The sequence below is a fragment of the Lactococcus ileimucosae genome (genome assembly GCF_943193185.1).
Classification (GTDB): Bacteria; Bacillota; Bacilli; order Lactobacillales; family Streptococcaceae; genus Lactococcus; species Lactococcus ileimucosae.
On record NZ_CALPDE010000003.1, the window covers coordinates 154911 to 180182 of the forward strand.

Genomic DNA, 25272 nt, shown 5'->3' on the forward strand with positions numbered 1-25272 from the left:
TTCTAAAATTCTGTATAGGTGACATCAATTGAATCAGCAAGAGGCTTGGAAACCACTTTTCCCTTATAGACACTCAGTCCTGACAGAAGTTCTTTTGATTTCAACGCTTCGTCCAGACCTTTAACAGAGATTTCTTTGAGGAAAGAAAGGTTACCTTGAGCTAAGGCAATGGTTGCTGTACGTGGTGTTGCACCCGGCATATTTGGTACTGCATAGTGAATAATGCCATGTTTAATGAAAACAGGATCTGCATGATTCGTTGCATGATCTATTGTTTCCACTGTCCCCCCTTGGTCTATAGCAATATCAACAATGACTGAACCTGGTTTCATTGATTTAACCATGTATTCTTTCACTAATTTTGGCGGTTTAGCACCTGGAATTAGAATTGTTGAGATAAAGACATCTGCAAGTTTGATATTTTCTTCTAAAGCTTCTGTTGTTGACTTGACAATCTCAACATTTTTTCCTTCATAACGCTCTTTAAGCTGCGCGATACGCGCATCTCCAAGTTCAATGATGATAACTTTGCAGCCTAAAGCTACTGCTATATCAGCAGCATTTTCTGCAGCATTCCCACCACCAAAAATAACAACAGTACCAGCTTCAATGCCTGCGATACCTGGCAAGAGGATTCCTTCACCACCGTGCTGTTTTTCAAGGTAATATTGTCCAATGTTTACTGCACGTCGTCCTGCAATAGCTGACATTGGCTTGAGCAACTCAAGAACACCATTGATGGAGATATTTTCACCAGAAATAGCTGTTACACCCACCTCCATCATTTTTTCAACACAAGCTTTATTCGCTGCTAGATGAAGGAAGCCCCAGATAATCTGACCTGGTTTGAAGTATTTGTATTCAGATTCCATCGGTTCCTTAACTTTAACGATGAGCTCCGCTTCCCAAGCAGTTTCTGTATCTACGATTTGAGCTCCAGCTGCCTCATAAAGATCGTCTGTAAAGCCACAACCCGCACCTGCATTTCTATCAACAAGCACCTCGTTCCCCGCTTCAACGAGAATTTTCGCGTTTTCTGGGGTCATCCCTACGCGTGCTTCACCTTGTTTTGGGTCTTTAATTACACCAATTTTCATACCTAATTGTTTCTCCTTTTGTGAAAATTTTATCAAGTATATTATAGCGCTTTCATTCTCTTTTGACAATATTTTTTTTAAAATAAAACATTCTTTTAATATTTCCTTATTCTTATTGTACATATTCTGCAAATTATAAAAAAAGACACTCAAATCTTTCAATTTGGTGTACTTTTTAAGGACATACTTCTTAGTGATTGACTTCATCTGGGTTTCGAGCAAGGCCTGCTTTGCCATGAAGACTGTCGATAAAGGCTATATCTTCATCTGACAAATCAAAATCAAAAATGTCTGCATTTTCTTTGATACGACTTGCTGTTACAGACTTTGGTAAAGGAAGGTAACCTTTGTGTAGGCTCCAACGTAAAACAACTTGTGCCACTGTTTTCCCATATCTGTCTGCAATATCAGCAAGTTCAGTGATGGCAAAAATCTTACCTGTGCCGAGTGGACTGTAAGCTTCTGTCAAGATATTGTGTGCTTTATTAAAAGCAACGACCTCTTCTTGCTGGTCTGAAGGGTTGACCATGATTTGGTTGACAACAGGCTTTATCTCAGCAACTTCAAGTAATGGTTTCAAATGACGGGGATGGAAGTTTGATACACCAATCGCACGCACTTTGTTATTTTTCACGCCCTCTTCCATCGCTTTCCAGACAGCTGCGTTTCGTTCAGCAAAATTGGGGCGGAAGGCTTTAGGATTCGGCCAGTGAATCAAATAGAGGTCAACATAATCTAAACCGAGTTTTTCTAGACTTTCATCAAGTGCTGCTCTTGCATCTTCAGTCGTTCCAAGATCCCAAAGCTTTGTGGTAATAAACAATTCATCGCGTGCAATCCCGCTGTCTTTAATTGCACGTCCCACGGATTCTTCATTGCCATAAATGGCAGCTGTATCAATATGACGATAACCAACTTCTAGAGCCGTTTTAACTGCTTGATAGGCTTCTTCACCATCCTTTGATTGCCATGTTCCAAAACCAACTTTGGGAATTTCCATGCCATTTGAAAGAGTATAAGTTTCTATAAGTGACATAATTTCTCCTTATATTTATATTAGTGCAGTTAGCTACTGCCAAAGCTCAAGTGTTAAACTTGAATAAGCACGCTGTGGATTAGTTAATTTCTCCAATCGCTAGACAATTTCGAAAAGGCTCTAACTACAGCTTTTCTTTGTTTTCTTACTTTATTCTATCACTTTATGAAAGGAGACAAAAAAATTTGGTTCGGAAGTGTAGAAGGAGAACGCGGATATTGGAAGAATGAAGAACAGGTGTTTCCAGTCTCTCACTCGTTTCCCGCTGAAATGATGAAGTTTAGGGAGAGTGTTGAATGCTTTCTTTAAGCTTCTGCTTGGTAAATAAAATGGCCTGAGCGCCCATAAGCCCATAAATACGAAGAAAGGGCTACATACTCATGCGAGCAAAGCTGCTCAGCGGTTGCAACTTCCCCACGTCAGCCGTTACCTCAATCCCTAAAAGCACCATAACTGTCCCTCCTCCTGCCACACGCTCCGAATAATTAGAACATGTACTGCTAAGTTAAGAAAGCTACCGTGCTGTGCTGTCTGATTACAGAATATGGTATGTCTCCCGTATTTTTTATATTCATCGCTTTTAAGTTAAAACGACTTCGTAATTATACAACAGGATATTTTATCTCCTGTTGTCCAGAGTTTTTCGGAAAACTCAGGCAAAGACTCTTTAACATTACCGTCATTGTTTTACGTGAAACCCCACACCTGTCTCATCCAATAATCAAAACTGTAAAGAGACAAGATGAAAAGTACTTGAGCCGGAATGTGTTATAATAAAGGTGTTTGTTTAGGCGGTGCCTAAAAGATTAGCGCACTGCAGTAGGAACAAATTATCAAATGAAAAGTTAAAGTATTCAACGTCCATAAAGTAAGGAAAAAGGAGAAAAACAATGGCCGAAGTCGAATCATTCCAACTGGATCACACAAAAGTTTTAGCACCCTATGTACGTTTAATCGGGACAGAAACCGGTCCTAAAGGAGATAGCATCACAAACTTTGATGTTCGTTTTGTCCAGCCTAACCACGGAGAAATACCAACGAGTGGCTTGCATACCATTGAACACGCAATGGCGAGTTTAATCCGAGATCGTATTGATGGCATGATTGACTTTTCACCATTTGGCTGTCGCACGGGTTTCCACATGATTATGTGGGGCCAACCCAGTTCTGAGCAAATTGCCAAGGTTATCACTTCTTCCTTGGAAGAGCTTGCGGGAGATAGCTTTACTTGGGGCGATGTTCCTGGTGTTTCAGAAAAAGAATGCGGAAACTATCGCGATCATTCACTATTTTCAGCGAAAGAGTGGGCGAAAAAAATCCTGAACAAAGGCATCTCGTCTGATGCTTTTGAGCGCCAACCGGTAAAATAAAAGTTAAGGAAAGGAAGTCATGGGAAAGTATCAGCTAGACTATAAGGGACAGGCTGCTGTCCAAAAATTCCACGAAAAAAATTCAAAAACTAAAACTGACAAATTAGCCAAAATCGAGGCATTAAAAAAACAATATTTGTCTCAAAAGAAAAAAGAGAAAAAATCATGAAAAAATTAAACATCGCATATGTCGGCTTTGGCAAATCAACCAACCGTTATCATATTCCCTACATTAAGATTCGCGACCATTTTAACATCTCGCGCATCGTTAATCGTACCTTAGGCAAACGCCCTGAGCAGGCTGTTCTTGAGGCAAATGGTACAGTCTTCTCAACAGATATTAACGATATTATCCAAGACGACAGCATTGATCTGGTTATTGTTGTCACCCCCGGTTCTGCCCACTATGAAACCAGTAAGAAACTGCTGCTTGGAGGAAAGAATGTTATCTGCGATAAGCCTCTAGTAGAGACTTTAGAGCAAGCTAAAGAACTGGTTGGGCTTGCCAAAGAAAGAAAGCTCTTCTTTATGCCTTTCCAAAACCGCCGCTTTGATAGCGATTTCCTGACGGTTAAAAAGGTTTTGGAAACAGGATATTTAGGGGATCTGATTGATTTGACTGTAACAATGGATCACTATCGCCCAGCAGATGCAAGTAGGGGCGAGAATTTCGATGGTGCTTGGTATGGTCATGGCGTCCATCTGGTAGATCAAATGGTTTCACTCTTTGGTAAACCTGAAACCGTTCAATACGACATACGTTCTACACGTGATGCGGATGCTGTAGATGACTATTTCTCTGTCAACTTGATTTATAAAAAATTCCGAGCAACTGTGCAAGCCACAGAACTAGCTGCTGTCAGTCGTCCAAAATGGGTGGTTTATGGCTCTAAAGGAACATTAGTTAAAGAACATGTTGATCAACAGGAAAATGATCTCAAGGCAGGGATAGCTCCAGGAGACGAAGGATTTGGTGCCGATACATCCCAGGACTTCGCACAACTAACTTACTATAACCAAAATGGAGATCGTATCGAAAAGTCAATCCCAACAGTTTTGGGTGATTACGGTCGTGTTTATGATTCAGCCTATAACTCTTTAGTTCACGGTAAAGAAAAGTTGGTTTCAGATGAGCAAATTCTGGCGGTTATTGAAACACTGGAAAATGCTTTTAAATAAATCCTCACGGAGGATTTTTCTTTTTTCACTCTTTTATTTTTCAGTCAAAGAGTGAGTCGTTTGAGCAAAAAAGCGAAAGAGAAAATGTTAAAATTGAACCATGACTATTACATTCAAAAACGTCACCAAAAGCTACGGAGAAAAGGCTGTACTTTCAGACATTAACTTCTCTATTGAAAGCCATGAATTTTTTGTACTTGCAGGTTCTTCTGGCGGCGGGAAAACAACATTGCTCAAGATGATCAATCGGTTGATTGACCCAAATCAAGGGCAGATTTTTATTGACAAACAAGATATCCAAACCATAAATTTACGAGAGCTTCGTCTACAAATAGGCTACGTTCTTCAGCAGATAGCACTTTTTCCTAACATGACTGTTTTAGAAAATATCGGGATTATTCCGGCATTGAAAGGCTGGAGCAAAAGCGAAATCCGTCGGCGTGTTCTCGAGCTCCTGCCACTGGTTGGGCTTGAAGCAGATAAGTACCTCAATCGTTATCCCCATGAGCTTTCTGGGGGTGAAGCGCAGCGAATTGGCATTTTACGCGCTATCGCCTGCAAGCCCAAAATTATTTTAATGGACGAGCCTTTTTCTGCCCTAGACCCTATATCACGTAAACAGTTACAAGAACTTGTTAAAGATTTGCAAAAAACTTTGCAAATCACGACGGTTTTCGTCACGCATGATATGTCCGAGGGAATGGCAATGGCTGACCGTATCGCTATACTCAAAGAAGGCAGGCTCCAGCAAATTGGTAAACCACAAGAGATTTTAAATGCACCTGCTAATACATTTGTCGCTGAATTTTTTACTGACTATCAGCAAGACCTTTCCCGATATAAGTTAAAAAACTTTGAAAAAGCTCTTGCAGACAATCATTTTTCAGATGACACTCCCTTGACAGATGTCTTGAAAAGTATGGAGGTGAATACACATGAACAATCTGATTAATACCTTTCAACAACAGGAGGCTCAGTTTTGGCTCGCCTTGTTGCAGCACATCCAGATTTCTTTAATTTCGCTTTTTATCGCCATACTGATTGCACTTCCTCTGGCATTGCTCTTAAGACGTTATTCGAGATTAGCTGAACCCCTGCTGCAAATCACAGGAATTTTTCAAACTATCCCTAGCCTGGCCTTATTAGGACTTTTGATTCCCTTCGTTGGGATTGGCTCATTACCTGCTATTATTGCTCTGGTAGTCTACGCTCTCTTTCCAATCATCCAAAATACCTATACAGGGCTTCAACAGATTGACTGTTCCTTGATTGAGGCTGCAAGAGCCTTTGGTATGAATCGTCGTGAACGTTTAATGAAGTTTGAGCTTGCGCTTGCCCTGCCCTTTATCATGGCAGGTATAAGAACCAGTGGCATTATGGTTATCGGAACAGCAACATTGGCCGCTCTTATCGGGGCAGGAGGGCTTGGAAACTTTATCCTCTTAGGTATCAACTCTAACGATGTCAATCTTATCTTAATTGGGGCTATCTCCTCTGCACTGCTGGCTGTTATATTTTCAACCTTGCTTCACTTCTTGGAAAAAGCCAAGCTCCAAACCATACTGATAAGCTTCTTTGCGGGACTTTTACTCTTATTAGCCTCTTATTACAATCCTCAGGCAAACAATCACCCCAAAATTACCATTGCTGGTAAGCTTGGTGCTGAACCTACTTTGCTGATTAATATGTACAAGGAAGTGATTGAGAAAAGCAGTGATATTGAGGTAACTCTCAAGCCAAACTTTGGAGATACTACCTTCCTCTACAATGCCCTAAAATCTGATAAAATCGATATCTATCCAGAATTTTCAGGAACTATCTTGACAACTTTCTTAAAACATCCGACCACATCAACTGACCCTCAAACCGTTTATGAAGAAGCACGCGCAGGTATTGACAAACTAGATAATCTTGCCTACCTTTTACCGATGAATTTTCAAGATACTTATGCCTTAGCTGTTAAAACCCACTATGCAGAAAAATATGATCTTAAAACTATTTCAGACCTTCATAAACTTCCTACTGTCAAAGCTGGTTTTGACTTGGAATTTTCCAATCGTCAAGATGGATACAAAGGACTTCAAAGTCTTTATGGTTTAAACTTTGATGTCAAAACAATGCAGACAAGCCTTATCTATAATGCATTAAACAGCAAAAATGTCGATATAGCTCAAGTTTACTCTACCGACAGTCAAATCAAACAATACCAGCTTACCGTGCTCAAAGATGACAAAAAACTTTTTCCGCCCTATCAGGCAGCTCCATTGATGAGCAAAAATTTGCTCAAAAAATATCCCCAACTGGAACAAAGTCTGAATAAACTTGCAGGAGCAATCACTGATGAGGAAATGATTAACATGAACTATGCGGTCAATGTTGAACAAAAAGATCCTGCCGCTGTTGCACATGAGTTTCTAGTTACACATGATTTACTATAAATCTTACGTCGGTAATAGTCTGAACACCCAAACTCATTTTAGGTTAAGGAATTACTCTTAAGTCTCGCCTCTCCTTCACGCTCCTCTCTTTACTCTATCAGGTTTTACTGAATGAATGTGATACAACTGGAATGGTATAATTAAACTATGAAAAAATATGATGTAATCGTTGCTGGTGCTGGTCCCTCGGGCATGATGGCAGCTATAGCCGCATCTGAAAATGGCGCACATACAGCTTTAATAGACAAAAATCCAAAAGTAGGGAAAAAGTTACTGATGACTGGTGGTGGCCGTTGCAATGTCACAAACAGACATTCAGTTGAAGAAATCATCACCCATATCCCCGGCAATGGTCGCTTTCTGCACAGTGCTTTTGCCCAATTTTCCAATCTTGATATTATTAATTTTTTTGAGAAAAATGGCATAGCTCTTAAAGAAGAAGACCATGGAAGAATGTTTCCCATAACTAATAAATCCAAAACAATCGTTGATGCTCTTTTTGATAAGTTACAAGAACTTGGTGTTGACTATTTTCCGAGTTCTGCTGTCACTCAGCTCAATATTAAAGATGGAACAATCAAAGGTTTGGAAACAGAAACTGACAGTTTCAAAGCCTCATGCGTTATTCTGTCTACAGGAGGACGGGCATACCCCTCAACAGGTTCAACTGGTGATGGGTATAAGTTGGCGAGAAAGGCAGGGCATACTATCACGCCCCTTTACCCCACAGAAGCTCCTCTTGTTTCCTCAGAGAAATTTATCAGTGAGCGAACTTTGCAAGGCATTTCCCTTCGTGATATTCGGTTGAGTGTGTTAAACAGCAAGGGAAAAACTCTCGTTGAACACCGGATGGATATGCTCTTTACCCACTTTGGCATCAGTGGCCCAGCTGCTCTACGTTGTTCAAGTTTTATTAATCCAGAGCTTGCCAAAGGAGCTGAAACTGTAACCGTCCTTCTCGACAGTTTTCCCGACATATCTACTGCACAGCTCCTCAATGAATTAAAGCAAACGGCACACGGCAATAATAAAGCTGTAAAAAATGCCTTTGCCTCACTGACCCAAGAACGCTTTTTACTTTTCTTACTGCACCAAGCCCAGATTGATGCAGATATACCTGCTAAACAATTAACGGAAAAGCAGCTCGAAAAGTTCTGCTCCCTTCTCAAAGCTCTATCCATTCAAATCAGCAAAACATTCCCTATCGAAAAATCTTTTGTCACAGGCGGTGGTGTGCAGCTCAAAGAGATTAACCCTAAAACGATGGAAAGTAAGTTAATCCCTGGATTATATATAGCAGGAGAGCTTCTAGATATAAATGGCTATACTGGAGGATATAATATCACCTGTGCCTTTGTTACAGGACATGTTGCAGGAATCCATGCTGCCGAAATGTCTTCTTATATAAAATACTAAACACTTACACGAAAGAATTTCTATAGATAAGTTAATTCTTGCATTCCTTTTATTGAAATGGTATCATGTTAAGGTACCGTTTCGCGGAAGTGGCGGAATTGGCAGACGCGCAGGATTAAGGATCCTGTGGCCTATCTTGGCTGTGCGGGTTCAAGTCCCGCCTTCCGCATCTCTATAAGGATTTAAGCACTGGTTTTCGAGGCTGGGTGCTTTTCTTTTTTTCCAGAGTGTACCATGAGTGTACCATTCCTGCGCGCGGCTTCAACCGTTTCAAAAACAGACTTTTGAGCCTGCGCATTCACATGTCCATAAGTATGCTCTGTCACATTAGATACCGGAGAGTGTCCCACAATCCCCTTTAAGGAGAATTGATTCACACCCGCATTAAGAGAATCAGAGATAAAGGTGTGTCTGAAACCATGAGGGGTCATATGAGGTAAGTTGTAAACCTGCTCCACCTTCCTCAATTTTCGATTGAGCCAGTCTCTCTCCAAAGGTTGGTTGACACCATGCTTCGGACTGGTAAAGCTAAAGAGAAACTGATTTTCTGTTTGCTCAATATTCATTTTTACCAGAAGAACCTTCTGCTCCTACTTCCACTGACGCAACTCCTCTAAGAGGCTCTCGTTCAGCTGAAGATAACGAAAACGGTACTTATTTTTCATGCCTCTGACACGCATTATTTCCCAGATTGAGAACCTTTCTCAAGGCGATAGCTCAAATCCACAATCCCTGTCTTGAAATCAATATCCTTCCAAACCGGATTATCCACACCTTTATATATATATTCATAATTAAAGCACAACATCCTCAACTTATACCCTTGCATTATTGAGATAACTATTGATTTCCCAAAACTCCGCAATTTATCCTTTCCAAAAAAACAATCAAACTTGCACAAGCTCGCTCATATCCCTTATTATTCAAATGTAAGCCATCATAAGTGAATTGACCCACATTTGCCTCATTAACACCTGATTTTTCATATCCATTCCACACAGGTAAGTCATAATAATTACCAATTTCTAGAATTGCTCTAACATAGTCTCTCAAGTAATTGCCAATCAGGTTAGGGTTTTGACAGTTATAGCCATCTTTGTCACGCTGAAGCGGTGCCATTAGGACAATTACTTGGTTAGGATTAGTTTTTTTAATATGTTCTATTGCTGTTTGAAAGGCACCAATAAAAGTGTCCTCATCAAAGCTTTCCTTTCTTATTTTACCGATTTTTCGATCTAAACGATAATCGTTAGTTCCACCTGCAATCACGACTAAGTCACTCGGGATATACTCCTCTAAAACAGTCGAAACTGTCCCTGAACCATTTGCAGAACCATTCGCTACAGGTCGCCCAGATATCGCCAAATTCTCCAAATGACTGAATCCCAGTGCACGTTTTACTAAAGTTTGATAACCAATAGCAATTTCACCTGTATCAGAATAAGGTTTACCATCCTGTTCACTAATTGAATCCCCAAACCACTGCCCTCTTTTTCCAGACCAATCCATTTTATTTCCAACCCTTTCATGTATTTCCCTTCCCATTTCATAAATAGTCTAAATTTGATATAATGAATTACACAATAGGGAGAAGGACCTTACTATGCAATCTGCAGTCTTATTAAAAATTAAATCACTAGAATCTACATTTACAACTAGTGAGTACGAAATCAGCCAATTTGTAACTGAACATCCCGATTTTGTTATTGCCAATACAATTACTACACTAGCAAAAAAAATCAATACTTCCGAGGCTAGCATCAATCGTTTTTGCAAAAAAATCGGGTTCAAAGGTTTCAATAAGTTCAAAATTGCGCTTGCACAATCTACAACTCAGTTTGAAAAGCTTAATCAAGAAGACATTGATGACTCCAATTTACTTGAGTATATCACTGCTGATTACCAAAAAATGGCTGTCAACACCTGTGCCCTGCTTGACGAAAAAACCATTGAAGAGGCTGCTGCTACAATTATTCTGTCTAGAAAAATCTTCTTGATATCAATTTATCCCACTTCCTTTATCTGTGATGAGTTTGCTTTCAAACTAAGGCAAATTGGTTTAGAAGTCACTCACTTGAAAGAACCATTAGAGGCCCAACTTTCCATTAGCAATATGACTAGCGATTCTTTGCTCATAGCAGTAGTTCCATCTATTGTGACCAAAGATATCATTCCCTTCTTGGCAAACGTTAAAAAGAATAATATCAAAACAATGCTACTGTCTTCAAATGATAATCCAAAAATTGATAATTTGATTGATATTAAGATGATTACGCCTGATCATGTCATGGCAAATAACAGCCTAACTCTTTCAAACACACCTATGATTTCACTCATTTTTGATATCATATATGCGACAATACTTCGTGATAATCGTGCACTGCGCCAAAGAAAACTGAGTAGTGATACAATCATCAACTCCTTCCAAGCCGCGGATTCATCGCGATACGAGTGGTAAGACATGTAATAGAGCTGGGGTTTACAACTCCAGTTTTTTTATTTTTTCAGTGCCTCTAAGGCCAAAGCAAAGTTTCCAAAGGTTGCTGAACCGTTATCTGCTACACCACTAATTTGAATCAAGTCATCCAAATCAGGTGTTTGAACATATCCATTATTAAATTCATTAAAATATTTACGAACCTTAGTCATATCTATCGATTGTAAAACTGAGCCACCAAAAATAATCCGCTCAGGCGCCAAATTAACATAAGTATTGTAAGCAATTTGCCCAGCATAATAAGCGATTAAGTCAAAGACTTCATGGTCTACCGGCAAGTCTTCTCCACTCCTGCCAGTTCGTGCTTTAATCGATGGACCACTCGCCAAGCCCTCAAGGCAGCGATTACCGTGAAACGGACAAACTCCTAAAAAATCACGATCTTTTTCATGCCGTTCGACAATTGCGTGTCCCATCTCAGCATGAGAAATGCCCCCAATAAACTGATTACCTTGAACAGAGCCTCCCCCTATACCTGTACCGATGGTAAAGTAGACTATAGAATATGTGCCCTGACCATTGCCAAACATCTTTTCGCCATAAGCAGAGCTATTCACATCTGTTGTCCAAACAACCGGTACTTTCAATGCTGATTTGAGAGGTCCAACTATATCCGTATTTTTCCACCCTAATTTCGGGGTACTGGTAATAAATCCGTAGCGTTCAGAATCTTCTTGAATATCAATTGGTCCAAAAGAACCTACTGCTAAGGCTGTCAGTTCATATATCTCAAAAAATTTTATCACTGCTGTCAAAGTTTCTTCTGGGCTCGTCGTTGGTAATTGTATGCTTTTAATAATTTCAAAGTCAAAATTTGCTACAGAGCAAACAAACTTTGTCCCACCAGCTTCAATGCTTCCTAATAATTTCATATATGTCTCCTTACTCTAGTTTTAAAAAATCGTGTATCTGACACACGATTTTTTAATCATTTATTTTGAAAACCTTTTCAAAATTCTGATACTCTTCTTCAAGTTCATTTTCTTTCATCTGATTTGTCTTTAAAATGTATTGGTAATCATAGTAATTTGGCAAATAATTTAGCTTCAAAAATGTTTTAGCAAAAGCATTAGCTGCTATTTCACTAGCACGCGATATTTTTGCCTTTCTAGACAAGCCTAAAAACTTAAAGGACTCAATGCTTTCAAGGTTTTCAGAAACACTTTCATCAAGTGTTTCTTCCAAAAAATGAAAAAGTTCATGGGCTAGCACAATTTTTTTCATTCCCTCGAAAGTCACATCGTTTTTATCCGCCAGATCTTGTATGGAACGATTGTAAATCACAATCTCCTTGTTTCCCTTTGTATCAACCTCAAACTGAGCGCGAAACTTCACTTTATAAAATGAACCCTCGCTTTTTGCTGGAGTTACCAAGATATCTAGCTTTTTAAATAAATCCTCCAGAGTGCTCCCCTGATACTTCTGAGCTAGTGCCTTGCCTTTCTCCAAGGACGAAGAAATATAATATGAAATTTTTTTGTCAGGTATTTTATGAAAAAGCATATCTTGTTTCAATTCCAAGTAGGCTAAAAATTCATCTGAAAATCTGTAATTCATCTTATACGCTTCTCCTAAAAATTAGTTATTTGTAAGCAACCGCGATTAATTCTTCTGTATCGTTCAAATTTTCTGTTTCAACATCCAAGATTGATGTCAACTGCTCAATGGTCTGCATTCCTGTCAAGTCTAACATTTTTTCCTTATAAAATATATAAACTTTCGGAATGGTCGCATTGGCATCAGAATAAATCGTATGTTCATCAACAAACTGTAAGAAATCTGAATCCGCTTGATTTTTCTTGAAAACAAAAGAGTAGGCATTACTCTGCTTAAAGCGTACTACACCTTCGCTATCAATGACACAGATATTGTTTTGCTTGCTCTTAAAGAAAAGTTTTTTCTTTATAACTAAGGAATTCATCAAGTTCCAGCGACCAATCTGAGCTTTTCTTTCAACAGTAGATGCATCAACAGAAAGCGCTTCAGCAGTTAACTTCTTTAATTCTTCTTCTGTTACTTCTTCGGCTCCAAGATTTTTTTGGCGCAATTCGGTTGCTCCTGTAGCAACGGCACGAACAATATTTCTTTGTGTATCAATTTCGATGTTGACATCTACAGTTTCTTCATTCGCTCCTGACTGAACAATTTTTTCAATAACTTCAGCGCGTATTTTCTTGATATCTTTTTCTGTAGGATTAACAATTGAGCGTTCAATCTGCTCGCGTACCATAGCTAAGGCAACCCCGATAGTTGAGATATATGGTGCATTTTGCGCTAATTTCCACTTCATAGCATAGCGCTCAGCAAGGGCAGGAACAACAATCGCTCCAGAGCCTCCTCCTCCAACAAGGGTGATAAAATTCTTATCCAACTCATACTCAGCAATCAGGTCATCAATAACTGGCTCTAACTTATCAATGGCCAAACGAATAACTTCGCGTGCGGCATCTTCTGCAGTCATTTTCAGATAATTACCTAGAGCTTCCCATGCGTATTTGTTCGCTTCTGTATTACCTTGAGCATAGTCACCATCTGGAACATAGCCAAGTAAGTTAGCTGCACCTGCAAGAGTGTATGAATATTGTTTTCCGCTCTCACCTTTAATAATCACGTACTCGCTAGGATCACCTTCACGTGGTGAAACAAACGCGATTTCAGGATTAAGTAGATTTTCTTTCTCTGTAAAGTTTTCATAATCAAGCCCCGCGATGTGAGCAGAGCGTGGTCCGACATCAATAATTTTGCCATCTTTAGCACGAATCATTGAGCCACCTGCAACTGCTAATGTCCGAACATCTAGTGAACGAAGGTAAGTCTTGTGTCCCCCGACTTGCGCATATTTAATCATTACTTTTCCGTTTTTGATTACAGAAATGTCAACAGAGGTTCCGCCTACTTCAAAGAAAATGCCATCTGATACCTTTTCATACATCAGTGCTCCCGCAACCCCTGCAGCAAGACCGGACAACATTGTCAAAATTGGTCGTTGGCGCACTTCATTAATTGACATAACGCCACCATCACAGCGCATAATCATCAAGTTAGATTGGATATTGGTTTTCAATACTGCATCTTCAGTCATATTCGCCGTTTGCATCATCTTAGGAATGAGCGAAGCGTTGACAACCGCCGTACGTGTACGCATTTTTAAACCATAAAGCTGTGAAATTTCATGTCCACCTGTCGCATACAAACCTTTTTCCTGCGCTTGTTTGATAACCAGCTCTTCATTTTCAGGATCATCTACGGAGTAAGCTTCAGAAGCAACGATAACTTGCGCATCTTTACCCATAAACTCTTTAATTGATGTCTCAATAGCCAAATCATCTAATTTCGAAGAATCAATAAATGTATGCTCTGAGCTTAGAAACTTGTTCGGTGCCAGTTCAATATCACCAACTGCGGTTTCTTTCCTGGCAGAGCGCGCATCCATACCCGTTCCCATGCCTATAATCCCGACCTTCGCAACATCGCCTTCCAAAAGTGCATTTGTTGCTTGAGTTGTCCCATGAGCGATGAAGGTTACATCGGACGGCGCAATATTATTTTCTGTCAAGATTTTATCGATAATATTCACAATTCCTTTTGCCACACCTTCTGAGTGAGTGGTTGGAATTTTAACTTTGGCAATGACCTCATAACTGTCGTTATCAATCGCTACTGCATCAGTAAAGGTTCCTCCAACGTCAATACCAATTCTTACCTTTTTTCCCATTTTCTTTATTTTTCTCTTTTCTAAAATCTAGTAACATTCTGACAAATTTGCCAGCAAATAAAATACTTGAGATGAGCGTTTACTCCCACCTCGCATTTAAGTATTAAAACAAGTAGAAAGTTGAAGCAATCAAACCAATAACTGTTGAAATCCAAATCCAAGGAATTGTTTTCTTCAACACATCATTAACATCTGTTTTTGTGAAATCTGACACCCAGACATTATGTGAGTTTGTAGGATCACATACTGCTTGTACATTAGAATTCAAACGCAAAGCAACCATTGCCATAACTGGGTTCATACCACCAGCAACAAGTAAGGAAACAATTCCTGAACCAAGACCCCAAACGTTTAATGGACCACGATAAATTGCAAGCGGAGCAAGCAAACCGAAGACTACAACAAACATGATTGGACCGTTAGGAATGATAGCCTCAATTGCACCATCCAAGATGGTTGAAACCTCTACTGACATGACGGCATTCAGCAACATACCAATACCTATCATCAAGCCTGCTGCTCCAGCAATATCCTGAATCCCTTCGACAAATGCTGAGGATACAACATGAATTGGATTCTTCGGAGTACTTAATAATAAAGCAGCAAGAATACCTGTAATAATAGCCGCTACAAGTGGCACATTGAAAGCAAAAACTAAAACAACTGGTACGATTGGAGCAATTAGAGCAATTGAGCGCACGTTATTGTTGCGCCCTTTATTCGCGGGCATCGCCCAAGCTTTTCTACGTTTTCCGTTAAATTTTACAAAGTAAACCACCATGATAATAGACATGATAATCAAGGGAAGTCCCACCATCCAAGAATAAGATGTCACCGTTTCAAGGGGGAGACCAAGCACATCAATATATACCGCAAGAGTAGAAACTGAGAAAGTTACCCCAATACCATTGGCCAAAAGAAGAATGATGCTAGAAATCATGGGAGAAAGACCCGCAGATATCATGATTGGGATAATGATTGTCCCAACCAAAATGACCATTCCAAGCCCGTTAGAGGCTGTAAAAATAACTGACGCTACGGCTAAGAAAGAGAGAGCAAGCGGTAATGCTTTATCACCAGCCATCTCTGCAGCTTTTTTGATAATCAGCTCGGTAACACCAATTTTTGTCAATATTTTTCCGAAAAGTGATCCAAAAATCAAGCCTGAAATAGCTGTGGCCATACGCATTGAACCATCTTCAAGAACACCCTTAACCAAGGTAAATTTCTCTGGGTCCTCTGACATAAAAGGTACACCTGCAATAACAGAGATTAAGATTGCCATGATTGGAAGTGCCAAGATTGTTGGCAACTTGCGTGTCATCATCAGGGCTACTGCGCCGAGGAAAACAACTATAATTCCGATTAACTGTAAAGTTTCCATTTTTTATTCCTTTTTATTTTTCAATATAAGCTTTTTGTGCAATAAGTATATCTTGTAATGCCGAGACATCGACTTCTTTAACAGACTGATTTTCTTTCAAAGCCAGGACAGAAGCAAGACCAGCTGCTTGTCCGAGTGCAGTCATTGTTGGTGTCGTACGAATCGCTGCCTGCGCTTCAAAGGAAGCAGAAACACAGCGTCCTGTTACTATGAGATTTTCTAACTCGTTAGTAATCATGATTTCATATGGGATTTTGTAATAGCTATCAAAAGTACTTGCATCAAACTTCTCATGCTCTATTTCTTCACTCTGTGCACTATGAACTGAAACTGTTCCTTCACCTTTAGGGTTATGAATATCAATGGGGTAACCCGAATGAGCAATGTGTGTTTTAAAATCCGTTCTTTCCAGAACGTCTTTATTAGTCAGCGTATAAACACCTTTAATTTGACGTGTTCCACGGATACCAATACTTGGTCCTGTGTATACTATCTTCGCATTTCTGAATCCAGGAATATCTTCAACTAAAAACTTAAATAACTCTGCACATTGCTTTCTGCCGAGCATCTCTGCGCGTGTCAAACTTTCTGCGGAGACACCACTTCCGTTGATAATACGTGTTGTATTAATAATGAATTCACCAGGGACATTTGTTTCAAAAAATAAAATATCTTCACGGGGGATACTGAGACGTCCTTCTTTTTTGGCTTTTTTAAATTCCTCATCAAAACCAATAAATGAAAGAATTTCCGTATTTTTCATTACATTAAGATTTCGGTTGAGCCGTGGGAATTTCTCTGGATCTTTCAGAACCGTGTTCTTAAGCTCTTGTGTGTCCACACCATAAACTTTAAGATTCATCGTCATCGGCTGCATCGCTTGGTCAGATTCACGCCCCAGTTGGAATGGAACTCCCGCCTCAGTTGCTAAATCCGCATCCACAGTTGCATCAATGAAGTATTTTGCTGTCAAGTTTGTCAGTCCATCTTTGTTTAATACGGTAATAGACGAAATTTTACTGTTCGTTTTTTCAACAGACACAAGATTCGTGTGAAACAGAATATCACATCCTGCTTCCTGCACCATTTCATCCAAAACAATTTTCAAACCTTCTGCTGAAAATGGTGTTAAATACGAAATATAATTGGTAGAATCAAGCACATGACCTGGCGAGTAACCCTTTTCAACCATGCGCTGGACCATCTCTTCACCCAAACCTTTTATAACCTGCTTTTCTCCTGCAAAAAAAGTCATCATAGGGCCGACACCATTTGCTGTTAAAGAACCGCCGAAATAGCCATACTGCTCAATAATCAGCGTTTTAGCTCCATTTCGTGCACTTGCAATCGCAGCGAAGACACCAGACATGCCACCACCTGTAACGATCACATCATAATTTGTTTTCATTATCATTTACTCCTTGCTTTTTCGTTAGCGCTTACATTTTATATAATAGCATTTCTTTCAAAATGTGTCAATTTTTATGAAAATAAAATCCAATAATATGTTATGATTATAAAAAAGGAGTAAAAATATGATTAATTATTCTGTAGAGAAAACAAAAGAAAGCATTGATTTTATCACGTTTAATATCCATGATAAACTTGAAATAACTTTTGCAAATATCGGAGCCTCTATCTTTGAAATAAAATTTTCAGATTGTGCAGGTAATTTGGAAAATATAGTGCTAACCCCTAATTCACGACAGTACTGGATAGAAAATAGAACTTTTTCAGGTAGTATCATTGGTCCTTTAGCTGGTCGCTATGAAATTAATGATACCTCTCTTGAAGTGAACAGACCACCTTATCATTTCCACGGTGGAAATACCGGATACGATAAAAAAATTTGGGACTTTGAAATTAATGAATTACCATATGAAACCCAGCTTATCTTTACTTTAAATGATCTTGAAAACCATTTGAAAGTAAAGGTCATTTATTCTATCAATCAGCATTTGCAGCTAAAAATGGCTATATCAGCTATTGCAACCAAAAAGACTCATTTCAACCCAACCAATCATATCTATTTTAATTTGAGCGGAAACAATCAAGATACTGTTGAAAGTCACACTCTTTATCTCTCAAGCAATCAATATTTTGTAGAAAATACAGAAAAAGTAATTATCGGTAGTTCCAAAATCACAAAGGATGATATACTTGATTTTTCAGATTTAGATGGAAAATCATTAAAAAATTTAAGCACTTTTGATGGTTTAGACACTACTTTTTCATTAGACAAGAAAAAAGTAGGGATAATCAGTCATCCTCAAAGTGGACGAGCTGTTAAAATAAATACTACATTACCTGCAGCTGTCGTATTTACCTTGAATCAGCCACAAATACATTTCGAGAATAAACCAAAATATTCTGGAATTACTTTTGAAACACAATACCCAGCTAATAACTTAGAAAAAGTTATGCTTAAAGCTGGTGAAGAATATTTTTCCGAAACTACCTATAGTTTCTTGAATTTAAAGGATAAAAAGATGGATGGGAACAGTTGTAACTTGATTTAAATAAGACATGCCCAATTGTTTATTTAGAAAAAATATAAAATATTTTAAAAGAAAAAAATCCCAGACTTATATGAGTCTGCTGAAAAACTTTACATATTTTTTAAAACACAATATATTGTGCAATAAAAATAGAATTATATCTATATGTCGTATAAAAAGAGGCTGGGGCAAAAGTCCAAAATAATGAAAAAACGCTAAATTTCGGCAGATAATGCCCTGATTGAGCATTTTTGTTTTTTCTATTTTTGCTAAAACTGATCAAAAACCGACTTTTGCCCCAACTCCTTTCCAGTAGCCCCGACTTATATACTGAGATTTTTAAAACATTTTTGTTAGATGCCTTATCAAGCATAAAGGCAGCTGCATAAATAACTTATCAATGTTTCTTATACCTTAAAAAGTACAGTAGACGGGTGCTTTTCTTTTTTGCCCTCGTCTGAATATTATATGTCCATTTTTGATGATGTCTGGTACTCTCATCTTTTACTTGCAATCATCCATAAGTAGATTTATTTTGTTTTCTTCTTTTCATTTTATTCTCGTTAAGTCAAAGAAAATACCTTTTCCAAGCACTTTTAAGACGGTTACGTCATAAAATTTTGTAACTATTTGCAGGTCCGGGGTAAATTTTTTCAAGCTATTTAAAACAATACAACATTCTAGTTTCAAAGCTTGTAAGCATGTTATACTGGATTTAGTTATTGGAGGATTTAATGTTTTATTTACTGTTCTTTTTAGTCATTTCTGCCATAGGTTATCTACTCATAAAATTTAAAGATCGAAGCATTATGGGTGGATTACTTTTAGCTGCAGGTCTAATACTCTCTTTCTTCACCCTTCTACTCTTGGGACTGGTATTTCTTGATGAGAAAACAACTCACGGCTCCACAATCTCTCTAGGAATTTTTTATTTTCTCATTCCCTTAGTTTTTTTAGTTCTTTGTATTTATCTCATCCTAAACTCACAAACGATGCGGACCAGAGAAGGAAAAAGTATAACTGCTAAACTTTCTGCTGCTTTGGGACTTAACCTCATTATTAGCCTCCCTCTCTTCTTAGTATTGGTCTCAGGGCTTATAAATGTTCCTTTATTTCTCAGCATTATTTTAATATTTCTCTTGCTGCTTGACTTAACTCTTACTTTCATCTTCATGGCCTACTTGCTTTATTCTTGGATGTATCAGATGTTCCCCGTAAAAAAACAAATCGACTATATCATCGTCCTTGGATCAGGAATTTCTAGCGAAGAGGTTCCTCCACTTTTAAAAAGTCGTTTAGACAAGGGAATCGAGTATTTTTGTAAAAATACCTCTTCTAAATTTATTGTCAGTGGTGGACAAGGTGATGATGAGCCCGTTTCTGAAGCTTTTGCTATGAAAAAATATCTCCTGTCTCAAAATATTCCTGAAGAAAATATTATCATGGAAGACCAGTCAACAACAACTTATGAAAACATGCTTTTCTCAAAGCGTCTTATTGAGGAGGATTGGCAATACCATTCTGAATACAATAAACGGTATCCTGTCATTATTTTTTCAACGAATAACTATCATGTCCTTCGAGCACGTTTATATGCTCACAGAGTCCATCTTAAAGCGGAAGGTGTTGGTGCTCCAACTGCTTTCTATTTCTTACCAACAGCACTCATTCGTGAATATGCTGCATTACTCTCCCACAATAAATTTTGGGTTATTGGGCTTGTTCTTCTGATTTTCTTGATTATAGTAAGCAGCTTCTTGCCTATATAGTGTAGCCTTTGAACTAAACCAGTGCAGGAGTAGATACTGATAAATTTTCTTTTCGTGGCAAAAGTGGACTTTAACTGATTTTAATCAAAAATATAAAAAATGCTTAATCCCTGCGCCTTTATGCACATGATTAAGCATTTTTCACTTTCAAATTTTATTTTTTTATCTGGATAAATAAGACCTTAAGATAGTCACCTTCTGGAAACGTTTGAGACACCTTAAAATCTGAAGGCAAGTGTTCCTCTTGAAAAATAACGTAACTTACACCTTTATCTTCCAAAGACTCTTGAACCATTTTTTTAAACTTTTTCCGACTGACATTCGCAGCATTTGTAGAAGCAATCAAAAGGCCATTATTATTCAAGATATCCACAGATTGCTGAACCAGTTCTCCATAATTTTTAGCAACAGAAAAGGTCTTTTTCTTATTTCGTGCAAAACTTGGTGGATCCAAGACAACAATGTCATAACACAACTCCTTTTTCTTGGCATAGCTAAAGTAGTTAAAGACATCCATGACATATATTTTTTGAGTTTCTGGGGCAATACCATTCATTTCAAACTGTTCACGTGTTTTGTCCAAAGAACGCTTTGCTAGATCCACTGAGGTTGTTTGGCTAGCCCCACCAAAGGCAGCTGCTACAGAAAAAGCACCCGTGTAACTGAACATATTAAGAAGTGTCTTACCCACAGCTAAACCATTTGCCAAAGCTCCTCGAACATTTTTCTGATCCAAGAAAATACCGGTCATTAAGCCCTCATTCAGATAAGTTGCATAAGTAACACCATTTTCCTTTACCGCTAAAGGCTCTGGAGCTGCTTGACCATAGAGAAAACGACTCTCAAAGTGCAGCCCCTCAAAGCGAATTTTCTCATAAGCTCCTTTAATTTCTGGGTAAACGGACTGAAAAGCAGCGATAATATCTGAACTTTGTGCATAAATAAAAGCATTGTACCAACTAAAGACAGCATAACCTGCATAATAATCGACAGTTACCCCGCCTAAACCATCACCTTCACCATTAAATAAGCGAAATGCTGTTGTCAACTCATCTTGAAAAAAAGAAAGTCGGTCATTTTTGGCATTCTCAAACTTTCTTTTATAAAAACTTTGATTGATGTCCTCTTGTGCTTGGGTTAAGACCCAGCCTGCCCCCTTATTTTGCTTGGATAAGTATCCTCTCCCCAAAAAGTTTTCCTTCTCATCAACAAAGTCAACAAAAGAATCTTCTTTTGGAAGAAACTTCAAATCATCCGCAACAATTAACGGAAAAGTACGACGAAGTTTTATTGCTGCCTGTTTTTTTACTGTGATTTTCTTCATGATATTATTGTATCAAAAAAAGTCGTTCATCCCTCAATTTAAAGGCAGCCTATTTACGTCATACAATGCTTACTGCCCTCAGATAAAAACCTTGTCATTTCATTTATTAATTTAAATCAAGACACAGGAAATTTATAGGCCTACTTCCTTTACCCCTATCCCTCTCCTTATTCATCGTTCGACTATAGAAAAAAGCCAAAGTCAAAAGACTTCAGCTATAATCTGTCTGACAAGACGAGGGTTTATTTTTCATGTGATTATTTATCTGTGAGAGCAGCAAGCCCTGGAAGAACTTTACCTTCAAGAAGTTCCATAGAAGCTCCACCACCTGTAGAAATCCATGAGAATTTATCTGCACGACCGAGGTTGATTGCTGCTGCTGCTGAGTCACCACCACCGATAATTGATTTCACGCCTGGTTGAGCGATGATTGCATCCATTACACCGATAGTACCAGCTTGGAAGTCAGGGTTTTCAAAGACACCCATAGGACCATTCCAAACAACAGTTTTAGCTCCTTTAAGTTCTTCAGCAAAACGTTTTACTGACTTAGGACCGGCATCAAGACCGAGGAAACCTGGATCAACTGCTTCACCTTCAGTATCTTTTACTTCAGTATAACCAGCAAAAGCGTTAGCTTCTTTTGAGTCTACTGGCAAGATAAGTTTACCGTCTGCTTTTTCGAGCAATTCTTTTGCCAAGTCAAGCTTATCTTCTTCAACCAAAGAATCACCAATTTCGATGCCTTGTGCTTTGAAGAATGTATAAGCCATACCACCACCGATGATAACTTTATCTGCTTTACCAAGCAAGTTTTCAATAACACCGATTTTATCTGAAACTTTTGAACCACCGAGAATTGCTACAAATGGGCGAACTGGATTTTCAACAGCATCTTGGATATAGGCAATCTCATTTTCAAGCAAGAAACCAGCTACTGCTTTATCAACGTTTGCAGAAATACCTACGTTTGAAGCATGTGCGCGGTGAGCAGTACCAAATGCATCGTTTACAAAGATACCATCTCCAAGTGAAGCCCAGTACTTACCGAGTTCAGGATCATTTTTAGATTCTTTCTTACCATCAACATCTTCAAAACGAGTGTTTTCAACAAGCAAGATATCGCCATCTTTCAATTCAGCAATAGCAGCTTCCAATTCAGCACCACGTGTAGTCCCTGGGAAGACAACTTCTTTGCCCAATTTTTTACTCAAATCTACTGCCACTGGAGCAAGAGATTTTCCAGCTTTGTCTGCTTCTTCCTTAACACGACCAAGGTGAGAAAAGAGGATTGCACGGCCGCCTTGTTCAAGTACATACTTGATTGTTGGAAGTGCTGCAGTAATGCGGTTATCATTAGTAATTACACCATCTTTAAGTGGGACATTAAAGTCCACACGAATAAGAACTTTTTTACCTTTAAGATCTACATCTTTAACAGTCAATTTTGCCATTTTCTGGAAATCTCCTATATTTTTTTATTTACTAATAAAGTAATTATATCACAATTTAGGCAAAACTTTCTTTACAAGCTTCATCTGGCACGATAAATGCATGAAAAAAATTTTGAGAATGAAACGACCATTCTAATATTATTTTATTCTGAAACCGTAAAAGCCGGCTTTCCTCCATTTAAAATAGTTTAGTTTTCATCAAAGATTATGTTCAAAAGTTTTTCATACTTGTCTCAAATGTCATTCTTTTTCATATAATATTTGCTTTATCTTCTCTTTCAAACGATACTTCTCCATCCTATGTAATTCACCGCCTGACAGATGATTTTTCAGTAATTTACGATATCTCAGACTCAAACGTTGAAGCACTTCTTCAAGCAAAGTTGCTGAAATCAACATGTGTTCAGGAGTGTCAGCTTTACATTTCAAGGCATCTGAATGCTCGTATATATCTAGACCACTCCCACAGTCAAAACCCCGCTTGAACGCTCGCTCTCTTCTTTTTATATCTATTAGCCTCTGTTTATATCGTACTTTAAAATGACAATATAGCTTTTCATGAGTCACACCATCCTCAAGCAACTTATAGAGAACCAAGCGTCCTTCCTGTCGATAATCATCCATTGTCCAAAGATTTATCTTAATTAAATGACTGTTCTTCCATACAATATGTTGAAGCGAATGAAATATTTCTTCCAACTGTTCCTTATCTAAATTATTATTCAGCATCTTGCCTTCATCTCCTCTCTAATTCTCAAGTCCTTTTAATCCTAACTATATGCTATAATTTACCTCCCTCCTGTGGTGTCTCTACTCCTAACAGTAGAATACCATAGCTTCGCGTAAAACTGACATCTTGACAAATAAACTACCATATACAGCTCTCTATTTTCATAGTAAAGTAATCTATAGAAATTATCTGATATTTATCAGTAGTGCTACATAAACAGTTCCTTTCCAAAATAAAACAGCTAAAGTATCTTTGAGCTGTTAAAAACTATTAATATAAATCCAATTAAACAAAAATACGAGGAGCACCTTGATTTTCAAGCCTTTATCAAATAATACATCACACTATTAATACCGCTTAATATTCCTATAATTTTTATACATTTCTTAACAAACCCATCAAGTCTCCCATTAACAATTCAACAGCGAACATGCAAAAGTATTTATTAATTACTCAGTCACTATAGTAAACTTGTTAAAAGCTAAGTCAAATCCTTTAATTAAACAACGAAAAAACCAAGAGTCGCTAAACCCTTGGTGTGAGTGATGCCGAGGACCGGTTTCGAACCGGTACGAAGGTTACCCTTCGCAGGATTTTAAGTCCTGTGCGTCTGCCAGTTCCGCCACCCCGGCAAAATATGGAAAATCTCCCACAAAGGGAGAACTAACAAAGCGAACGACGAGATTCGAACTCGCGACCCCAACCATGGCAAGGTTGTGTTCTACCCCTGAACTACGTTCGCACGCTTACTGGAAAAAGTTACTCATTCCCTAAACACTCTATCTGCCCTCTAATAAAAACAGTTAAAGCAATGCCGACTACATGATTCGAACACGCGACCCTCTGATTACAAATCAGATGCTCTACCAACTGAGCTAAGTCGGCTATTAAAAAGAAATGCGGATGAAGGGACTTGAACCCCCACGCCCTAAAGCACTAGAACCTAAATCTAGCGTGTCTGCCAATTTCACCACATCCGCTTGACAAGTGCTCCAACGCTCTATACCTCAACCTATGGTCAAAGTATGACCCGTGCTGGGCTCGAACCAGCGACCCTTTGATTAAAAGTCAAATGCTCTACCAACTGAGCTAACGAGTCTTCTCTTTGTCTTACTTTCAAGTATCTCTACTCGAAACGGTTCCGACGGGAATCGAACCCGCGATCTTCGCCGTGACAGGGCGACGTGATAACCGCTACACTACGGAACCTATGGGAGTTAACGGGATCGAACCGCTGACCCTCTGCTTGTAAGGCAGATGCTCTCCCAGCTGAGCTAAACTCCCAATAACTTGGCATTTACCCTATCTCGCAGGGGGCAACCCCCAACTACATCCGGCGTAATAGGACTTAACTTCTGTGTTCGA

At 38.6% G+C, this 25272-nt stretch carries 21 protein-coding genes and 8 tRNA genes; 10 read left to right on the forward strand and 19 right to left on the reverse strand.

The genetic code is table 11. The annotated features are described in order from the left end of the window. Positions 1-2: 2 nt before the first annotated feature. Both NFR51_RS02730 and NFR51_RS02735 read right to left on the reverse strand, forming a co-directional pair. Positions 3-1097 carry an alanine dehydrogenase gene (locus tag NFR51_RS02730; RefSeq protein WP_251712220.1) on the reverse strand — a complete coding sequence of 365 codons (1095 nt, stop codon included), beginning with the start codon at positions 1095-1097 and terminating at the stop codon, positions 3-5. 190 nt (positions 1098-1287) lie between these two features. Then, positions 1288-2133, reverse strand: a complete 846-nt coding sequence (locus tag NFR51_RS02735) for an aldo/keto reductase (RefSeq protein WP_251712221.1) — start codon at positions 2131-2133, stop codon at positions 1288-1290. An 890-nt stretch (positions 2134-3023) separates the two neighbouring features. Here NFR51_RS02735 and NFR51_RS02740 point away from each other — a divergent pair. The 7 genes from NFR51_RS02740 to NFR51_RS02770 all read left to right on the forward strand — a co-directional run bounded on the left by NFR51_RS02740 (position 3024) and on the right by NFR51_RS02770 (position 8705). Continuing rightward, positions 3024-3503 carry an S-ribosylhomocysteine lyase gene (locus NFR51_RS02740; protein WP_251712222.1) on the forward strand — a complete coding sequence of 160 codons (480 nt, stop codon included), beginning with the start codon at positions 3024-3026 and terminating at the stop codon, positions 3501-3503. Positions 3504-3522: 19 nt separating this feature from the next. Beyond that, positions 3523-3672 (forward strand): hypothetical protein, encoded by a 150-nt coding sequence (locus NFR51_RS02745; RefSeq protein WP_251712223.1) that lies wholly within the window; start codon positions 3523-3525, stop codon positions 3670-3672. Then, positions 3669-4682, forward strand: a complete 1014-nt coding sequence (locus NFR51_RS02750; RefSeq protein WP_251712224.1) for a Gfo/Idh/MocA family oxidoreductase — start codon at positions 3669-3671, stop codon at positions 4680-4682. Before NFR51_RS02745 ends, NFR51_RS02750 begins: the two co-directional genes overlap by 4 nt. Before the next feature lie 100 nt (positions 4683-4782). Further along, the gene (locus NFR51_RS02755; RefSeq protein WP_251712225.1) at positions 4783-5634 is read left to right on the forward strand and encodes an ABC transporter ATP-binding protein; all 852 of its coding nucleotides are present in this window, start codon (positions 4783-4785) and stop codon (positions 5632-5634) included. Next, the gene (locus NFR51_RS02760) at positions 5618-7120 is read left to right on the forward strand and encodes an ABC transporter permease/substrate-binding protein (protein WP_251712226.1); all 1503 of its coding nucleotides are present in this window, start codon (positions 5618-5620) and stop codon (positions 7118-7120) included. Before NFR51_RS02755 ends, NFR51_RS02760 begins: the two co-directional genes overlap by 17 nt. A gap of 147 nt (positions 7121-7267) precedes the next feature. Continuing rightward, entirely contained in the window at positions 7268-8536 is a 1269-nt protein-coding gene (locus tag NFR51_RS02765; RefSeq protein ID WP_251712227.1) for a BaiN/RdsA family NAD(P)/FAD-dependent oxidoreductase, read from the forward strand. Between the two features lie 83 nt (positions 8537-8619). After that, positions 8620-8705: transfer RNA gene (locus NFR51_RS02770), tRNA-Leu, on the forward strand. A gap of 13 nt (positions 8706-8718) precedes the next feature. Here the strand turns inward: NFR51_RS02770 and NFR51_RS02775 are convergent. After that, positions 8719-9102: a tyrosine-type recombinase/integrase gene (locus NFR51_RS02775; RefSeq protein ID WP_251712228.1), complete on the reverse strand. Its 384-nt coding sequence runs from the start codon at positions 9100-9102 to the stop codon at positions 8719-8721. A gap of 274 nt (positions 9103-9376) precedes the next feature. Further along, positions 9377-10045 carry an SGNH/GDSL hydrolase family protein gene (locus NFR51_RS02780; protein WP_251712229.1) on the reverse strand — a complete coding sequence of 223 codons (669 nt, stop codon included), beginning with the start codon at positions 10043-10045 and terminating at the stop codon, positions 9377-9379. A gap of 94 nt (positions 10046-10139) precedes the next feature. Here NFR51_RS02780 and NFR51_RS02785 point away from each other — a divergent pair, with 94 nt between their 5' ends. Further along, positions 10140-10994 carry a MurR/RpiR family transcriptional regulator gene (locus NFR51_RS02785; protein ID WP_251712230.1) on the forward strand — a complete coding sequence of 285 codons (855 nt, stop codon included), beginning with the start codon at positions 10140-10142 and terminating at the stop codon, positions 10992-10994. 38 nt (positions 10995-11032) lie between these two features. On the opposite strand, the gene NFR51_RS02790 is transcribed toward NFR51_RS02785, so the two are convergent. From NFR51_RS02790 to NFR51_RS02810, 5 genes are all read right to left on the reverse strand, one after another. Then, complete coding sequence (locus NFR51_RS02790) at positions 11033-11905, reverse strand: ROK family protein (protein WP_251712231.1); 873 nt, start codon at positions 11903-11905, stop codon at positions 11033-11035. Between the two features lie 52 nt (positions 11906-11957). Continuing rightward, positions 11958-12590, reverse strand: coding sequence for a hypothetical protein (locus tag NFR51_RS02795; protein ID WP_251712232.1), 633 nt, complete (start codon positions 12588-12590; stop codon positions 11958-11960). Positions 12591-12615: 25 nt separating this feature from the next. Continuing rightward, on the reverse strand, positions 12616-14748 hold the full coding sequence (locus NFR51_RS02800; RefSeq protein ID WP_251712233.1) for a hydantoinase/oxoprolinase family protein: 2133 nt from the start codon (positions 14746-14748) through the stop codon (positions 12616-12618). Between the two features lie 103 nt (positions 14749-14851). Further along, positions 14852-16132 carry an MFS transporter gene (locus NFR51_RS02805; protein ID WP_202230006.1) on the reverse strand — a complete coding sequence of 427 codons (1281 nt, stop codon included), beginning with the start codon at positions 16130-16132 and terminating at the stop codon, positions 14852-14854. 13 nt (positions 16133-16145) lie between these two features. Then, positions 16146-17540, reverse strand: coding sequence for an FAD-dependent oxidoreductase (locus NFR51_RS02810; protein WP_251712234.1), 1395 nt, complete (start codon positions 17538-17540; stop codon positions 16146-16148). A 127-nt stretch (positions 17541-17667) separates the two neighbouring features. Between NFR51_RS02810 and NFR51_RS02815 the strand changes: the two genes are divergently transcribed. Both NFR51_RS02815 and NFR51_RS02820 read left to right on the forward strand, forming a co-directional pair. Continuing rightward, positions 17668-18651: an aldose epimerase family protein gene (locus NFR51_RS02815; RefSeq protein ID WP_251712235.1), complete on the forward strand. Its 984-nt coding sequence runs from the start codon at positions 17668-17670 to the stop codon at positions 18649-18651. A gap of 713 nt (positions 18652-19364) precedes the next feature. Continuing rightward, positions 19365-20399 carry a YdcF family protein gene (locus NFR51_RS02820; RefSeq protein WP_251712236.1) on the forward strand — a complete coding sequence of 345 codons (1035 nt, stop codon included), beginning with the start codon at positions 19365-19367 and terminating at the stop codon, positions 20397-20399. A 154-nt stretch (positions 20400-20553) separates the two neighbouring features. On the opposite strand, the gene NFR51_RS02825 is transcribed toward NFR51_RS02820, so the two are convergent. The 10 genes from NFR51_RS02825 to NFR51_RS02870 all read right to left on the reverse strand — a co-directional run bounded on the left by NFR51_RS02825 (position 20554) and on the right by NFR51_RS02870 (position 25191). Further along, positions 20554-21723 (reverse strand): class I SAM-dependent rRNA methyltransferase, encoded by a 1170-nt coding sequence (locus NFR51_RS02825; RefSeq protein ID WP_251712237.1) that lies wholly within the window; start codon positions 21721-21723, stop codon positions 20554-20556. Between the two features lie 257 nt (positions 21724-21980). Next, positions 21981-23177: a phosphoglycerate kinase gene (locus tag NFR51_RS02830; RefSeq protein WP_251712238.1), complete on the reverse strand. Its 1197-nt coding sequence runs from the start codon at positions 23175-23177 to the stop codon at positions 21981-21983. Positions 23178-23417: 240 nt separating this feature from the next. Continuing rightward, positions 23418-23903, reverse strand: a complete 486-nt coding sequence (locus NFR51_RS02835) for a competence protein (protein WP_338147366.1) — start codon at positions 23901-23903, stop codon at positions 23418-23420. 550 nt (positions 23904-24453) lie between these two features. Next, positions 24454-24539, reverse strand: a tRNA-Leu gene (locus tag NFR51_RS02840). A 38-nt stretch (positions 24540-24577) separates the two neighbouring features. Continuing rightward, positions 24578-24649 (reverse strand) — tRNA-Gly (locus tag NFR51_RS02845). Between the two features lie 70 nt (positions 24650-24719). Further along, a tRNA-Thr gene (locus tag NFR51_RS02850) sits at positions 24720-24792 on the reverse strand. A 13-nt stretch (positions 24793-24805) separates the two neighbouring features. Next, positions 24806-24887: transfer RNA gene (locus tag NFR51_RS02855), tRNA-Leu, on the reverse strand. Between the two features lie 46 nt (positions 24888-24933). After that, a tRNA-Lys gene (locus NFR51_RS02860) sits at positions 24934-25006 on the reverse strand. 37 nt (positions 25007-25043) lie between these two features. Further along, positions 25044-25116 (reverse strand) — tRNA-Asp (locus NFR51_RS02865). A 2-nt stretch (positions 25117-25118) separates the two neighbouring features. Further along, a tRNA-Val gene (locus tag NFR51_RS02870) sits at positions 25119-25191 on the reverse strand. Between the last annotated feature and the right edge of the window lie 81 nt (positions 25192-25272).